The sequence below is a fragment of the Pseudomonas sp. Pseusp18 genome (assembly GCF_059506005.1).
This window is the reverse complement of sequence record NZ_CP169240.1, coordinates 767,493-783,573: the sequence shown is the minus strand read 5'-3', so window position 1 is coordinate 783,573 and position 16,081 is coordinate 767,493. Positions and strand designations below refer to the sequence as shown.

Annotated in this window: 9 protein-coding genes; 4 read left to right on the top strand and 5 right to left on the bottom strand. The window is 62.3% G+C overall.

What is annotated here, in order from left to right; all coding sequences use genetic code 11:
- Positions 1–104: 104 nt before the first annotated feature.
- Together ACEN9A_RS03355 and ACEN9A_RS03350 are read left to right on the top strand one after the other, a co-directional pair.
- Positions 105–2,363, top strand: coding sequence for a TonB-dependent receptor (locus ACEN9A_RS03355; protein WP_258672346.1), 2,259 nt, complete (start codon positions 105–107; stop codon positions 2,361–2,363).
- A gap of 135 nt (positions 2,364–2,498) precedes the next feature.
- Entirely contained in the window at positions 2,499–5,027 is a 2,529-nt protein-coding gene (locus ACEN9A_RS03350; protein ID WP_258672345.1) for a sulfite reductase flavoprotein subunit alpha, read from the top strand.
- A 180-nt stretch (positions 5,028–5,207) separates the two neighbouring features.
- Here the strand turns inward: ACEN9A_RS03350 and ACEN9A_RS03345 are convergent, their stop codons facing one another.
- The 4 genes from ACEN9A_RS03345 to ptsP form a co-directional block, all read right to left on the bottom strand.
- The gene (locus tag ACEN9A_RS03345) at positions 5,208–6,749 is read right to left on the bottom strand and encodes an alkaline phosphatase D family protein (RefSeq protein ID WP_019582438.1); all 1,542 of its coding nucleotides are present in this window, start codon (positions 6,747–6,749) and stop codon (positions 5,208–5,210) included.
- A 66-nt stretch (positions 6,750–6,815) separates the two neighbouring features.
- A complete protein-coding gene (locus tag ACEN9A_RS03340; protein WP_258672344.1) occupies positions 6,816–8,555 on the bottom strand; it encodes a PTS fructose-like transporter subunit IIB in 1,740 nt (579 codons plus the stop codon).
- An 11-nt stretch (positions 8,556–8,566) separates the two neighbouring features.
- Entirely contained in the window at positions 8,567–9,508 is a 942-nt protein-coding gene (gene pfkB / locus ACEN9A_RS03335; RefSeq protein ID WP_019582440.1) for a 1-phosphofructokinase, read from the bottom strand.
- The gene (ptsP, locus tag ACEN9A_RS03330) at positions 9,508–12,375 is read right to left on the bottom strand and encodes a phosphoenolpyruvate--protein phosphotransferase (protein ID WP_258672343.1); all 2,868 of its coding nucleotides are present in this window, start codon (positions 12,373–12,375) and stop codon (positions 9,508–9,510) included. Before ptsP ends, pfkB begins: the two co-directional genes overlap by 1 nt.
- A 301-nt stretch (positions 12,376–12,676) precedes the next feature.
- On the opposite strand from ptsP, the gene cra reads away from it, so the two are divergent.
- Both cra and ACEN9A_RS03320 read left to right on the top strand, forming a co-directional pair.
- Complete coding sequence (cra, locus tag ACEN9A_RS03325; protein ID WP_018929498.1) at positions 12,677–13,672, top strand: catabolite repressor/activator; 996 nt, start codon at positions 12,677–12,679, stop codon at positions 13,670–13,672.
- Between the two features lie 3 nt (positions 13,673–13,675).
- The gene (locus tag ACEN9A_RS03320) at positions 13,676–14,452 is read left to right on the top strand and encodes a TatD family hydrolase (protein ID WP_258672342.1); all 777 of its coding nucleotides are present in this window, start codon (positions 13,676–13,678) and stop codon (positions 14,450–14,452) included.
- Between the two features lie 147 nt (positions 14,453–14,599).
- Here the strand turns inward: ACEN9A_RS03320 and ACEN9A_RS03315 are convergent, their stop codons facing one another.
- Positions 14,600–15,304, bottom strand: a complete 705-nt coding sequence (locus ACEN9A_RS03315) for a methyl-accepting chemotaxis protein (RefSeq protein ID WP_408981116.1) — start codon at positions 15,302–15,304, stop codon at positions 14,600–14,602.
- Positions 15,305–16,081 lie beyond the last annotated feature (777 nt).

Sequence of the window (16,081 nt, the reverse complement as noted above, 5' to 3'; positions counted from 1 at the left end):
GTAAAGAATGTAAATTCGTCGCGAATAGCAACGTTTCGCAATTGATACAGATACGTATTTACTCTACATTCCGCGACCTCAAATCCTTGGGGAGGGGAATTCACATGTCACGCCAACAACCACAATCAACGGTCAGTTCACCGCGTTTGCTCGCGTCAGCAATTGGCGTGGCGATCACTGCAGGCTCCGCGGGCCACATGGTTTTCGCGGCCGAGAAGACCGACGAAAAAGCACCCGGCAATGCCATATCCCTGGACGCGACCAGCGTTGTAGGCGAGCAGGATGACACCTCCTACAAGACCGATACCTCGGCCTCCAAGAAGTACACCGCGCCACTGCGTGAGACACCGAAAAGCGTCACCGTGATCCCGCAACAAGTGATTCGCGACACCGGCGCCACCAGCCTGGTCGACGCCCTGCGCACCACCCCGGGTATCACCTTTGGTGCCGGCGAGGGCGGCAACCCGGCCGGTGATCGTCCGATCATTCGCGGCTTCAACGCCGAAAGCGATGTGTTCATCGACGGCATGCGCGACGTAGCGTCCCAGAGCCGCGAGATCTTCAACGTTGAATCGATCGAAGTCAGCAAGGGCCCGGGATCAGCCTTCACCGGCGCCGGTTCCACCGGTGGCAGCCTGAACCTGGTGAGCAAGTCAGCCAAGCTGGGCAATGCCTACAACGGCGGTTTCACCTGGGGCTCGGACCAGACCAAGCGCACCACCCTCGACCTGAACCAGCAAATGACCGACACCTCGGCGTTCCGGCTGAACCTGATGAAGCACGAAGCCAACGTCGCCGGGCGTGATGCCGTGGACGTCAGCCGCTGGGGCGTGGCACCGTCCTTTGCCTTCGGCCTGGGCACCGATACCCGCTTGACCGTCGGCTACTACCACGTCGAAACCGACGACATGCCCGACTACGGCATCCCGTTGACCTCGAGCCCCAACCGCAGCAAGTACAACGTCGACAAGCCGGCCAACGTCAACCGCGACAACTTCTACGGCCTCACCGGTCGCGACTATCGCCAGACCAGCAACGACAGCGGCACGATCAAGCTCGAGCACGATCTGAACGATAGCCTGACCGTGTCGAACAGCTTTCGCATGTCCCGTTCAACCCTGGACTACATCGTCACCAACCCTGACGACAGCAAGGGCAACGTGGCCAACGGCAGTGTCTACCGTGGCGCGAAGAGCCGTAACTCGACGTCCAGCGGCTGGATCAACCAGACCGACCTGAGTGCCAAATTCAACACCGGCGCCATCGAGCACAGCCTGGTAACCGGTCTGGAGTTTTCCTATCAGGACACCCACAACCGTCCGTACCTCCTGACCTCCAGCGCCAGCGGCACCCGGTGCAACCGCGCCCTGTTCAACTCCGGCGACTGCACCAGCCTGTACAACCCGACGCCTGGGGATAACTGGAATGGCAGGATCACCGACAGCAACGCCTTCACCGACACCGACACCAAGACCGCCGCGGCCTACGTGTTCGACACCCTGAAGTTCAACGAGCAATGGTCCCTGAACCTGGGCCTGCGTTATGACAACTACCAGGTCGAATCCAGCGGTTTCGCCAACGCCAGCAGCACGGCGCCAGCGGGCAGTTTCTCCCGTCAGAACACCAGCGACCTGGTGAACTACCAGATCGGCGTGGTCTACAACCCGCTGCCAAACGGCAGCATCTATGCCGCCTACTCGACGTCCAGCAACCCGGCCGGCGAAACCAGCGGCAACGGTGGCCTGGAACTGGCGGCGAACAACAGCAGTCTGGACCCGGAAAAGAACCGCAACTACGAGATCGGCACCAAGTGGGACTTCTTCGGTGACGACCTGTCGCTGACCGCCGCACTGTTCCGCACCGAGAAAACCAACGCGCGTATCAACGATCCGGATGGCGGCACCACCCAAGTGCTGGACGGCGAACAGCAGGTCAATGGCCTGGAACTGACCTACACCGGCAAGCTGACCCGTAACTGGCGAGTCTTCGGCGGCTACACCTACATGGACAGCGAAGTGGTCAAAACCACCCTCGCCGCCGATGAAGGCAACCACATGCCAAGCACCCCACGAAACAACTTCACGATCTGGTCGACCTACGACCTGGTGCCGGACAAGTTGACCGTCGGTGCCGGCGCGACCTTCGTCGATTCCCAGTTCGGCAACGTCGCCAACTCGGTGGAGATTCCGTCCTACTGGCGTTACGACGCGATGGCCAGCTACCGCCTGACCAAGAACGTCGACCTGCAACTCAACGTACAAAACCTGGCCGACAAGCGTTACTTCGACCAGGTATTCCAGACGCACTACGCCCACGTGGCGGCGGGCCGCACTGCTCTGCTGAGTGCCAACTTCCACTTCTGATCACAGAAGTGCGGAGGCAAAAGCCCCGTTCATCAAAGTGAACGGGGCTTTTGCGTGTAAAAAAGAATGCTTCTCGACAACTCACGGCATAATGCGCGCCGTGATGATGACTTTTGAACGAACAAGGCGAGCGACGTGTTGAAGAAATCCCTGTTCCAGTTGCACTGGTTTTTCGGCATCAGCGCCGGACTGGTCCTGGCCCTGATGGGCATTACCGGGGCGGCAGTATCGTTTCAGGATGAAATCCTGCGAACGCTGAACCCCTCCGTGCTGCACGTCGAGAAGCAGATCGCCGGCGTGCTGCCACCGGCCGAACTGGTGGAGAAAATCGAAAGCGCTTCGGGCAAGATCGTCTCGATGCTCTGGGTCGAGATCGACAGCGGCAATGCTGCGCGGGTGATCTTCACGGCGCCGCCCGGCGAACGTCGCGGGCAGATGCGTTATTTCGACCCGTACACCGCCGAGTTCATGGGCGACGTCACCGGCCAGGACTTCTTCGGTCTGATGCTGCAACTGCACCGCTTCCTCGCCATGGGTGATACCGGCCGGCAGATCACCGGCGCCTGCACGCTGATTCTGGTGTTCTTCTGCCTGTCCGGCCTGTACCTGCGCTGGCCGCGCCAGTGGAAAAGCTGGCGCGCCTGGCTGACGCTGGACTGGAAGAAGAAGGGCCGCAGCTTCAACTGGGACCTGCACTCGGTGGCCGGCACCTGGTGCCTGGTGTTCTACCTTTTGGCGGCACTGACCGGGTTGTCCTGGTCGTACGAGTGGTACAACAAAGGGCTGACCAGGCTACTTTCCGATTCGCCACAAAACGAGCGAGCTCGTGGTGGTCGCGGCCCTGCGCCAAGCGGCCCGGCCCCCACCGCCGATTACGCCGCGATGTGGAGCAGCATCTACAGCGCCGCCGGCCCTGGTCTTTCGTCCTACAATGTTCGGATGCCGCCAGTGGCCGGGCAACCGGCAACCGTGTTCTACCTGCTGAAGGATTCGCCCCATGACCAGGCGCGGAACCAGATCACCCTCGATCCGGTGACCGGCGCGGTCAGCCGTCATGACCGTTACAGCGACAAAAGCCTCAAGGCGCAACTGCTGACCAGCATCTATGCACTGCACGTCGGCAGTTATTTCGGGATGGTCGGGCGAATCATCCTGACCATCGCCGCGCTGAGCATGCCGCTGTTTTTCGTCACCGGCTGGCTGCTGTACCTGGACCGTCGACGCAAGAAACGCCAGATCAAGGACGCCCGCAAAGGCCTCGCGCAACCGGGCAGCAACGCGCCGGCATGGCTGATCGGCTTCGCCAGCCAGAGCGGGTTTGCCGAGCAACTCGCCTGGCAGACTGCCGGCCAATTGCAGGCCGCCGGGTTACCGGTGAATGTTCAACCGCTGGCCGATGTCAGCGAACAGGACCTGCAAAACTCCAGCAACGCGTTGTTTGTAGTCAGCACCTTCGGCGACGGCGAAGCGCCGGACAGCGCCCGTGGTTTCGAACGCAAAGTGCTGGGTCGTGCACCGAGCCTGAACAGCTTGAACTATGCCGTGCTCGGCCTCGGAGACCGCCAGTATCAACACTTCTGCGGCTTCGCCCGTCGCTTGCACACCTGGCTGGGCGAGCACGGCGGCAAGACCTTGTTCGCCCCGGTGGAAGTCGACGGTGGCGACCCTTACGCCCTGCGTCACTGGCAACAGCAACTCGGTCTGCTGACGGGTCAGGCACCGGTCGACACCTGGCAAGCGCCCAGCTACGACAACTGGACCCTGACCCGCCGTGAGCTGATGAACCCGGACAGCAGCGGTGCTCCCGTGTACTTGCTCGGCCTCACCGCTCCCAGCACCAGCAGTTGGCTGGCCGGTGATCTGGTAGAAGTGCTGCCGCGCAATGGTGCGTGGGCGATCGAGCATTTCCTCGAGGGCCTGGGCATTGACGGTCGGGCCACGGTGGAACTCGATGGCCTGGCGCAGTCTCTGGAACAAGCCCTGGCCAGCCGCCAACTGCCCGAGAACCGCGTTCATCTGGTCGGCCTGCACGCGCAAGCGCTGGTGAACGCGTTGGTGCCGCTGGCCCTGCGCGAATACTCCATCGCCTCGATCGCCGCCGACGGCGTGCTGGAATTGATCGTGCGTCAGGAGCTGCACCCCGATGGCAGCCTGGGCATCGGTTCTGGCTGGTTGACCGAACACGTCCCCGTGGGTAGCCACATCAGCCTGCGGGTGCGGCGCAACAGTGGTTTCCATCTGCCGAACGAGCCGGTACCGATGATCCTGCTGGGCAACGGTACCGGTCTGGCCGGGTTGCGCAGCTTGCTCAAGGCACGGATTGCCGACGGGCAGCAGCGCCACTGGCTGCTGTTTGGCGAGCGTAATCGGGAACACGATTACCTGTGCCGTGCGGAGCTGGAAGAGTGGTTGATCAACGGTGATCTGGCGCGTCTGGACCTGGCGTTTTCCCGCGATCAGGCCGAGAAGGTTTATGTGCAGGATCGCCTGCGCGAATCGGCCGATGATTTGAAAAAATGGCTGGCCGATGGCGCCGTAATTTACATCTGCGGCAGTTTGCAGGGGATGGCTTCAGGAGTGGACCAAGTGCTCAATGAAGTGCTGGGTGCGGATGAAGTCGAGCGCCTGATCGAACAAGGCCGCTACCGCCGCGACGTTTACTGAACACCGTTGATCCCTGCGGGACCTGTGGCGAGGGGGCTTGTCGGAACGCCGCACCGCCCCGTTTGAGTGCGTAGCACTCACAAGATCGTTGATGCATCAGAGATTTTGGGGCCGCTTCGCAGCCCAACGGGGGCAAGCCCCCTCGCCACAGGTCGCGCCCACAGGACTTCGCTCAAGCCCTCAAACCGGCTGCAACTTACGCTCGAACACCCCCACCCCATCCAGATCCCGCAGCACGACACTCAACTCACCCGACTGCCCATCGATGTTCACCTCGCCAAAAAACTGAAACCCGGCAAACGGCGAGGTGTTCTGCGCAGCGGGTGCCTTCTGGAATACCACCTCGGGGCCGAAGGTTTTATCCAGCGCATTCGGCCCGAAGCTGCCCGCATTCAGCGGCCCCGCGACAAATTCCCAGAACGGTTCGAAGTCCTGGAACGCCGCGCGATCAGGATGGTAATGGTGCGCCGCACAGTAATGCACATCCGCCGTCAGCCAAACGAAATTGCGCACCTGCTGCGCCCGCAGAAAACCGAGCAATTCAGCGATCTCCAGTTCACGGCCCTGAGCCGGGCCCGGATCACCGTTGGCCACCGCTTCCCAACGCGCCACACCGGGGCTGACTTCGCCGTCCGGGACGCCGAGGCCGATGGGCATGTCGGCGGCGATGACTTTCCATTGAGCCTGGGAGCCTTTCAATTCACGTTTGAGCCAATCCAATTGCTCTCGACCGAGGAACGGTTTGGCGGCACCGAGGTTGTCGTCATTGGCACCCCGGTAGCTGCGCATGTCGAGCACGAACACATCGAGCATCGGCCCATAACTCAGCTTGCGATAAATCCGCCCGCCACCGTCGGCGCTCTGCAAACGCATCGGCGCATATTCCAGCCAGGCTTGCCGCGCGCGGCCCACCAGGCTGTGGATATCTTTGCTCTTGTAGCGATCATCCAGTTGCTTGCCCGGCGACCAGTTGTTCACCACTTCGTGGTCGTCCCACTGCCAGATCTGCGGCACTTCGGCGTTGAAACGACGGACGTTTTCGTCCATCAGGTTGTAGCGGTAATTGCCGCGATACTCGTCGAGGGTTTCGGCGACTTTGCTCTTGGCTTCGCTGGTGATGTTGCGCCACACCCGGCCGCTTTCGGTGGTCAGTTGCGCCGGCACCGGGCCATCAGCGTAGATGGTGTCGCCGCTGTGGATAAAAAAGTCCGGCAGGCGCAAACGCATGGCTTCGTAGATGCGCATGCCGCCGATGTCCGGATTGATGCCGAAGCCTTGGCCAACCGTGTCGCCGCTCCAGACAAAGCGAATATTCCGCCGAGCGCTGGGCACACTGCGCAGATGGCCGAACCACGGCTCGCTGGCGACACCGCTCTGGGCGTCTTCGAACGTCACGCGGTAGAAAATTGCCTGATCGGCGGGCAGGCCGGTGAGTTCGACCCGAGCGGTGAAATCGGTGCCGGCATCGGCCAATGGCGAGACGAATCGACGGGGGTTGCTGAACAGGCTGCGCGTGTCCCATTCCACCACCATCCGCGCCGCGCGATCGCTACGGCTCCAGATCATCGCCCGGTCGCCCAACAGGTCGCCGGACTGCACACCATCGGTGAGTTGCGGCCGATCCTTGACCGATGCAATCACCGCCGGCGCCAGGCCGGGCAGCAACAGCCCGGCTCCGACAGCTTGTATGACACGACGGCGGCCGAGGTCGAATTCGCTCATAGTGCTCTCCCTGAAAAAGGAAAACTAAAGCATGGCCGCATGAATCAGGTATGACACAAATAAGATCTATGCGTTAGCCGGCTCCAGCACCAACTCCACCGCCTCAGGCCGCTTGAGCACCGAATACGCCACCGCCGTCAGCAGACTCCCGGCCACAATCGCCAGCAGATACAACAGCGCATGGTTGATCGCATTCGGAATCAGCATCACGAACAATCCACCGTGCGGCGCCATCAGTTTGCAGCCGAAGTACATCGACAACGCGCCGGTCAGCGCACCGCCAGCAATGCTCGCCGGAATCACCCGCAGCGGGTCTTTGGCCGCGAACGGAATCGCCCCTTCGGAGATAAAGCAAAGCCCCAGCACCAGCGCCGCTTTACCGGCCTCGCGTTCCGTCTGGGCGAACTTGCGCCGGGCAATCAACGTGGCGATGCCCAGGCCAATCGGCGGCACCATGCCGGCGGCCATGGTCGCGGCCATCGGTGCATAACTCTGCGATGCCAGCAACCCCACCGAAAACGCGTAAGCCGCCTTGTTGATTGGCCCACCGAGGTCGACGCACATCATCCCGCCCAGCAGCACACCGAGCAGAATGGCGTTGGTGGTGCCCATGCTGTCGAGGAAGTGGGTGAGCCCCGCGAGCATCCCGGCCACCGGTTTGCCAACCACGTAGATCATCACCAGACCGGTGAACAGGCTCGCCAGCAACGGAATGATCAGGATCGGTTTCAGCGCCTCAAGACTTTGCGGCAAGCGCGCATAACGGTTGATCGCCTGGGCCGCATAGCCAGCGATGAAACCGGCGATGATACCGCCGATGAAACCGGCACCGAGCGTGCTCGCCAGCAAACCACCGATCATCCCCGGCGCCAGGCCCGGACGGTCAGCGATCGAGTAGGCGATGTAACCCGCCAGCAGCGGCACCATCAGTTTGAACGCGCTCTCGCCGCCAATCTGCATCAGCGCCGCTGCGAGCGTGCCTTGCTCCTTGAACGCGGTGATGCCGAACACGAAGGACAAGGCAATCATCAGACCGCCCGCCACCACCATCGGCAACATGTACGAGACACCGGTCAGCAGGTGTTTGTAGATACCCGTCTTCTCTTGCTTGGCCGGGCCTTTGGCGCCGGTCGCAGCGCTTTCCTGCTTGCCTTCGGCCAGGGCTTTGTTCAGCGTCGCTTCGGCCTGTTTCAGGGCGATGCCTGTGCCGCAGCGGTAGATTTTCTTGCCGGCGAAACGCTCGGTGGCAACTTCGATGTCTGCCGCCAGCAGCACCACATCAGCATCGGCAATCGCCTCTGCACTAAGCGGATTGCGTGCGCCGACCGAGCCCTGGGTTTCCACTTGCAGGTCGTAACCCAGACGCTTGGCCGCTTGCTGCAAGGCTTCGGCGGCCATGAAGGTGTGGGCGACACCGGTCGGGCACGCGGTGACAGCCACCAGGCGTGGCGCCTGTTTAGCAACCGCGGCAGGTTCAGCGGTGGCTGCGGGCGCTACGTAAACCTCGGCTTCCTCTACCCCACGGCGCAGCACCGCTTCGACATCTTGCAGGGCCTGGGCCGGGGTGCTCTGGAACACACGTTTACCGACAAAGCGCGACATATCCACCGGCGCGCTGGTGACCAGCAACACCCACTCGGCAGCCTCGATGATCGCCGCCGACAATTGACGTTCCGGATGGGCTGCATCCACGACTTCGACACTGGTGCTCCAGCCCTGACGCTGGGCCGCTGCATCGAGCAGACGAGCGCACAGCACACTGGTGACCATGCCGTTCGGGCAGGCCGTAACAATGGCTAATTTCATTGCAAACCCTCTTATTGTTCTGTCAGGGGGCGCACGCGCACGCCCTGTTCGAGCTGCGCCAGTTGCGCGGCGTCGCCGATGCCAAAACCGATCTGAGTCACGGCCATGGCGGCAATCGCGGTGGCGGTACGCAAGGTCTGTTCAGGCGTATCGGCACTGAGCAAGCCGTGCAACATGCCCGCCAGCAACGAATCCCCCGCACCGACGGTGCTGACCACGCTGACCTTGGGCGGTGTGGCATGCATCGCCGAGCCGACACTGAACCAGTTCACCCCGTCGGCACCGTGGGAAATCACCACGTGCTCGATGCCATGAGCATGCAAACGGCTCGCGGCCTCGGCTTGGGCGCCCACGGAAACCACTTCGCAATCCAGTGCTTCAGCCAGCTCTTCGGTGTTGGGCTTGATCAGCCACGGGCCAGCCGACAGGCCGACGCGCAAGGCTTCACCGCTGGTGTCGAGCGCAACGTTCAAGCCGCGCTTTTTCAAGCGCTGGATCAACTCTCGCAACCATTGGGCACTCACGCCACGGGGCAAACTACCGGCCACCACGACGGCGTCATGCCCTGGTGCAATCTGGTCGAGCCGATCGAGCAAAGCCTGCTGCGCCGCTTCACTGACCCGCGGCCCCGGGCCGTTGATGTCGGTGATGCGCCCATCGTTTTCCGCCAGTTTGATATTGCTGCGGGTCTCGCCGGGGACGCGGATAAACGCGTCGGTGAAGCCGCGTTTGGCGAACAGGGTTTCGAACGCCTGAAGGTTGTCTTCCCCGAGAAATCCGCTGACGGTCAGCTGATGCCCGAGGTCGGCCAGCACCTGTGCCACGTTCACCCCTTTGCCGGCGGCGTGGGTGTGCATTTCGTCGCTGCGATTGACCTGACCGGGCACAAGCATCGGCAATTGAACGGTAAGGTCCAGCGCCGGGTTGAGGGTCAGGGTTAAGATCTTGGCCATTACAGCGCCTCCACTAATGCGCGGACTTCGTTCGCGCTGCCCACGGCCAGGGCCTGTTGGGCAAGGGTTTGAGTCTGGGTCAGGCTGAGTTCGCGAATGCGCGCCTTGACCTCGGCAATGCTGCGGCCCGACACGCTCAACTCATCCACACCCAAGCCCACCAGCACCGGCACCGCCAGCGGATCGGCCGCCAGTTCACCGCACACGCCGACCCACTTGCCATGAGCATGAGCCGCACGCACGGTGATGTCGATCAGTTGCAGCACCGCCGGGTGCAAGCCGTCAGCCTGAGCCGACAAAGTGGGATGACCACGGTCGATGGCCAGGGTGTACTGGGTCAGGTCGTTGGTGCCGACGCTGAAGAAGTCCACTTCCTTGGCCAATACCGGCGCCAGCAAGGCGGCCGACGGCACTTCGATCATGATCCCCAGTTGCAGATCGGCGACCGGGATTTCCAGACGCAGACGTTCGGTCATGTCCCGAGCCTGGCGCCACTCATCGACGCTGCCGACCATCGGGAACATGATCCGCAAGGGACGGTTATCCGCCGCACGCAGCAAGGCGCGCAATTGCGCTTCCATGACCTGCGGACGTTGCAGGGTCAGGCGAATGCCACGCACGCCGAGGAACGGGTTCTCTTCTTTGGCGATCGGCCAGTACGGCAGCGGTTTGTCGCCACCGACATCGAGGGTGCGCACCACCAGCGGCCGCCCGGCAAGGCCATCGAGTACACGACGGTATTCGACTTCCTGAGTGGCTTCGTCCGGCGCTTGTGAATGAGCCATGAAAATCAGTTCGGTGCGCAACAGGCCAATGCCTTCGGCGCCCTGCTCCACCGCGCTGGTGACACCTGCGCTTTCACCGATATTGGCGAACACTTCCACAGGGTGGCCGTCGGTGGTCAGCGCCGGTTGATGGCGTTGTTCGGCGGCGGCTTTCAGGCGCAGTTCGCGGGTGTCGCGCTCTTCGGTGGCGCGCTGCAAGGTCGCAGCATCGGCGTCCACGTGCAGGCGGCCGCGTTGGCCATCGATCAACAGCGGCGTGCCCGGTTTCAGCAGCAACACGGCGGCGCCGGCGCCCACCAGTGCTGGAATACCCAGGGCCCGGGCGACAATCGCACTGTGGGCCGTGGCACCACCGCGAGCGGTGAGAATGCCGGCGACGCGCGTCGGATCAAGACGCGCCACATCCGACGGACCGACTTCGTCCATCACCAGAATGTACGGTTGCGCAGGCTCCGCAGGCGTTTCGACGCCACACAAATGCGCCAGCACCCGACGGCCAATGTCGCGCAAGTCGGCGGCCCGTTCGGCGAGCAACGCGTCCTGCAGCGCTTCCTGTTGTTTGGCGGCGGCTTCGATCACCGTCATCCACGCCGCTTCGGCGCTTTCACCTTGCTTGAGGCGGGTTTCGACTTCGTCGGTCAATTCCGGGTCGTCGAGCATTTCCTGATGGGTGATGAAAATCTCGCGAATCGCTTTGGCCTTGCTGCGCTCGATCAGACCTTCGATGTCACGACGCACATCGGCCAGCGCTTGCTTGAGACGCTCGCGCTCGATGGCCGCAGACTCACCGCGCAGCGGGTAATCGATGACTTGCAGCACTTGAATATGCGCCGGGCCGATGGCGATCCCCGGTGCCGCGGCAATCGCCTGAATCAGGCTGCCGGACTCTGGCGCGAACAGTGTTTCGGTGACCTCCACCTCTACGAGCACTTCGCGCTGCTGGCTCACCGCGGGCAGCGGCTCGACTTCTTCACCGAGGCCTTCTTCGATGGCCGCCAGCAAGGCCGGCAAGGCGTCGGCGGCGATGACCGGTTCGGCGATGAGCTCCAGCACCTGACCGCGACGGGCGCCAAGGCTGAGCAGTTTGCTCAAACTCTTCACCGACACCGCGCTGTCGTGACCATCGACGATGCGTATACGGATCTCGCCTTCAAAACTTTTCGCCAGTTGCGCGAGGATCTTCGCCGGGCGCGCATGCAAACCGTGGGCGTTGGCCAGGGCAATGCGTGCGCTCGGCCAGTCCGCCGGCACTTCACCGCCAAGGACTTCCAGCACCGCGCGGCTACTGGTGGCACGGCCCAATTCATGGCCGCGACCTTCAATCAGCAACGCGCAAAGACGTTCGAGCAGTGCCTGGTGGGCTTCACCGAGGCTGGCCAGGCAGAACAGCCCGCTCAGCGGCTGACCGAGGTAGCGGATGGGTTTGTCCGGGGTAACGAACGCCAGGCCGGGACGCTTCACTGTTTGCTCGCTGTGCAGCCACCACAGGCCATCGCCCAGCGGCAACGCTTCGACCTGCTGCAAGACGCCGGCAAAACCGTTGCTCACGCAATCGGCCTGACGCAGCAAACGGGCACCGCGCCAAACCAGCTCTTCGAAGTCATCGGCGGACACACCGAGGCCGATCATCTGTGCATCCAGTGCCAGCTCTTGTGGCGCACCTTGCAGCAATTTCAGCAAGGCTTCGGCGGAACTGGCGCGGCGCAGGGCCTGGCCCAGGTCGGTTTCACCGAGGGCACGGGTCAGCAGTTGCAGCAGGCGCAGGTGTTCATCGGATTTGGCGGCGATACCGATGGCCAGATAAACGATCTGGCCATTGCCCCAGTCCACGCCGTCAGGAAACTGCATCAGCCGCACGCCGGTGGCGAATACCTGATCGCGGGTTTCCGGAGTGCCGTGGGGGATGGCAATACCTTGGCCGAGAAAGGTCGAGCCCTGGGCTTCCCGGGCCTGCAAGCCTGCGAGGTAACCGTCGGCCACCAGGCCATCGGTCACGAGTCGGTCAGCGAGCAATTGCAAGGCGGTGGCTTTATCCACAGCCGACTGGCCCATGGATATCTGCTCTATGGTGAGCTCGAGCATGCTTTCTCCTTTTTGGCGCCGTGTGGCGCCAGGTATTGTTTTGATTGATTCAGCTTAGGCGTTTTGAGTACACCTTTTCAGACGCAGTTTTGGCGGTTTCGCGGCAGAACCGACCAAAGCGACCTATAACGTAGAAAATACGCCTGCTGAAACGTTTAATCTAGAATCTTAGGCACGTTACTCGATAATGTCTCATCCTTGAAGTCCAATTATCGGATGTGCTGCGACAATGGTCGCCTGCCTCAATCGGGTAGGATTGGCGAAAATGTCGGGGCACGCTCTAAAAACAAGGAATACCGGGTTGAAACTCAGTGATATTGCACAATTGGCCGGTGTCTCCGTGACCACCGCCAGTTACGTCATCAATGGCAAGGCCGAACAGCAACGCATCAGCAGCGCCACTGTCGAGCGCGTGCGGGCAGTGGTCGAACAACATGGCTTCACGCCCAACCCGCAGGCCGCCGGGCTGCGCAGTCGGCACACCCGCACCCTGGGCTTCATTCTGCCGGACCTGGAAAACCCCAGTTACGCGCGAATCGCCAAACTGCTGGAACAAGGCGCCCGGGCGCGCGGCTATCAGCTGCTGATCGCCAGCTCCGACGATGCGCCGGACAGCGAACGGCAATTGCTGCAACTGTTCCGCGCCCGCCGCTGCGATGCGCTGATCGTCGCCAGTTGCCTGCCGGCCGGTGACGACAGCTATCGCCAGTTGCAGGCCAAAGGCATCCCGATCATCGCCATCGACCGGGTGATGGAGCCCGAGCATTTCTGCTCGGTGATCAGCGATGATCGCGAAGCCAGCCTGCACCTGACCCGCAGCCTGCTGACGCCGCTGCCAAAACAGATCGCGCTGCTCGGCGCACGCCCTGAGTTGAGTATCAGCCAGGAGCGGGCAGCGGGCTTCAAGGAGGCGCTGAACGGTTTCAAAGGCGAGGCGCTGATCGAGCACGGCGAGTCGTTCAGCCGTGAGTGCGGCAAACAACTGATGGAAGAATTGATCCAACGCCTGGGCCATTTGCCGGATGCGCTGGTGACCACCTCCTACGTGCTGCTTCAGGGCGTGTTCGATGCCTTGCACGATTTCCCGCTGAAAAGCCGCCCGCTGCGCCTGGGCACCTTTGGTGATACGCAGTTGCTGGACTTCCTGCCGCTGCCGGTCAACGCCATGGCCCAGCAGCATCAACTGATCGCCGACAAAGCCCTGGAACTGGCAGTGACCGCCATCGAACAGGCCGATTACCAGCCCGGCGTGCAGGCCATCGCGCGGACGTTCAAGCAGCGTATTCTTCAGGACTGAACCGTGGAACTGATCGACACCCACACTCACCTGGACTTTCCGGACTTCGACCCGGATCGTCAGGCGCTGCTGGCCGAGAGCCGCGCCCTCGGCGTGCGGCGGATGGTGGTGCTGGGGGTGTATCAGGCCAATTGGCAGCGGGTCTGGGAGCTGGTGCAAAGCGATCCCGATCTGCACGCGGCGTTTGGTTTGCACCCGGTGTATCTGGATGACCATCGCCCTGAAGATTTGACCGAACTCGGTGACTGGCTGACGCGGTTAGCGGGCCATCGCCAACTATGCGCGGTGGGCGAGATCGGCCTGGATTACTTCATCGAAACCCTCGATCGTGAACGTCAGCAAACGCTGTTCGACGCCCAACTGCAACTGGCGGCGGACTTCAACCTTCCAGCGTTGATTCATGTGCGACGCAGTCACGCGGCGGTGATTGCCACGCTCAAACGGTTTCGCTTGAAACGGGCAGGGATCATTCACGCTTTCGCCGGCAGTCAGGAAGAGGCTCGCGAATACATCAAGCTCGGTTTCAAACTCGGCCTCGGCGGCGCCGCGACCTGGCCGCAGGCCTTGCGCATGCACCGGGTGATTGCCGGTTTACCCCTTGAATCGGTGGTACTGGAAACTGACTCACCGGACATGGCCCCCGCCATGTTCCCCGGCCAACGCAACAGCCCGGCCCATTTGCCGGCGATCTGCGCGGCACTGGCCACCCTCATGACGATCAGCCCCGAACAACTGGCCGCCGCCAGCACCACCAATGCGTGTGAGTTGTTCAACTGGTAATCCAATACCTGTGGGAGCGGGCTTTTGTGGCGAGGGGGCTTGCCCCCGTTCGGCTGCGAAGCAGTCGTAAATCCGGACAACTCGGTCTGTCTGGACCGGCGCCGGGGGCCGCTTCGCGACCCAACGGAGGCAAGCCCCCTCGCCACATCAAACCCGGAACGCGCTGATCAATTGCTTTAACTCCACCACCTGCGCCGACAGCGCTCGGCTCGCATTCTCGGTCTGGTGCGCGCCTTCGGCGGTACGCTCGCCGGCGCGGTTGATCTCGACGATGTTCTGGTCGATGTCGTGAGCTACAGCGGTCTGCTGCTCTACCGCAGCGGCGATCTGCTGGTTCTGGTCGACGATCATGCCGACGGCGCCGAGGATGTTTTCCAGCGCCTGCTGGACCTTTTCCGACTGCCCGACGGTGCCGTTGGCCATCTGATGGCTGGTGCCCATTGCCTTGACCGCCGCACCGACACCGCTGTGCAACTTGGCGATCATCTGCTCGATTTCTTCGGTCGATTGCTGGGTGCGCTTGGCCAGGGTCCGCACCTCATCCGCCACCACCGCAAAACCCCGGCCCTGCTCGCCCGCGCGCGCGGCTTCGATGGCGGCGTTGAGGGCCAGCAGGTTGGTCTGTTCGGCAATGCTTTTGATCACTTCCAGCACACGGCTGATGGACTGACTGTCGCTGGCCAGTTGATTGATCACCCGCACCGACTGATCGATTTCGCTGGCCAACGCCGCGATGCTGCCCTGCTGGGACTCCACCAATCCGCGACCGCTGATGGTCTCGTCATTGACGCTGTGGGCACTGCTAACCGCCGCAGAGGCACTGCGCGCCACCTCCAGGGAAGTGGCCGACATCTGGTTCATCGCGGTGGCGACCTGTTCGATCTGCGTACGCTGCCCCGCCACCGCCTGGTTGCTCTGGGCGGACACGCTTTCGACCTGCCCGGCCTGGCGCTCGACCTCGCTGACGGTCTGCCCCACTCGCTCGATCAGATCATGGATTTTCTTCACGGTACCGGTGAACACCTCGCCCAACTCGCCCAGTTCGTCGCGGCTGTTGGCGCTGAAGGTTACGGTCATGTCACCGGCCGCCACCTTGTCCATCACCGCGCCCAGACGCTTGAGGGTGGTGCGGGTCGAGGCGTAGAACCCGCCATAGAGGTAAAAAATCAACACGAACACCAGCGCCAGCGCCACCGCCTGCAACACCATGTGGGTACGGTGCTGCTCCAGCCGCTGCTGCAACTGGGTGCCGAGAAACTTCAGAGTGGCTTCGTTGAGTTGATAGGTCTGGTCCATCAGGCCCGTGACCTGATCGAAAAAGGCCTGCCACGGCGCATCGAGGGTGTCGGCCATCACCACCTGTTCTTCGAACAGTTCACTGGCCTTTTTCAGGGAGGCCTTGCTGCTTTCTGCCTGAGCCGCCAGGGTTTCGTGCGCGGCTTTACTGGAGCCCAGTGCGTCCTTCAACTTCAGGCCGTATTCGGCCTGAAGTCTCTCGATCTGCGCCAGCAACTCATCAAATCGGGTACTCGAGGCCGAATTGAGAAAACCCTGCCCCAGCGAGTAAGACCCCATCGCCCGGCCCTCGCCGAGTGTCTGGGTGACGGCCGGCGTGACGTTGGTAATGAG

Excerpts from the sequence above, each read along its gene's own strand:
- ACEN9A_RS03355 (WP_258672346.1), top strand. The coding sequence starts at position 105 with ATGTCACGCCAACAACCACAATCAACGGTCAGTTCACCGCGTTTGCTC.
- ACEN9A_RS03345 (WP_019582438.1), bottom strand. The coding sequence starts at position 6,749 with ATGAGCGAATTCGACCTCGGCCGCCGTCGTGTCATACAAGCTGTCGGA.
- ACEN9A_RS03340 (WP_258672344.1), bottom strand. The coding sequence starts at position 8,555 with ATGAAATTAGCCATTGTTACGGCCTGCCCGAACGGCATGGTCACCAGT.
- pfkB (WP_019582440.1), bottom strand. The coding sequence starts at position 9,508 with ATGGCCAAGATCTTAACCCTGACCCTCAACCCGGCGCTGGACCTTACC.
- ptsP (WP_258672343.1), bottom strand. The coding sequence starts at position 12,375 with ATGCTCGAGCTCACCATAGAGCAGATATCCATGGGCCAGTCGGCTGTG.
- ACEN9A_RS03315 (WP_408981116.1), bottom strand. The coding sequence starts at position 15,304 with ATGTCGGCCACTTCCCTGGAGGTGGCGCGCAGTGCCTCTGCGGCGGTT.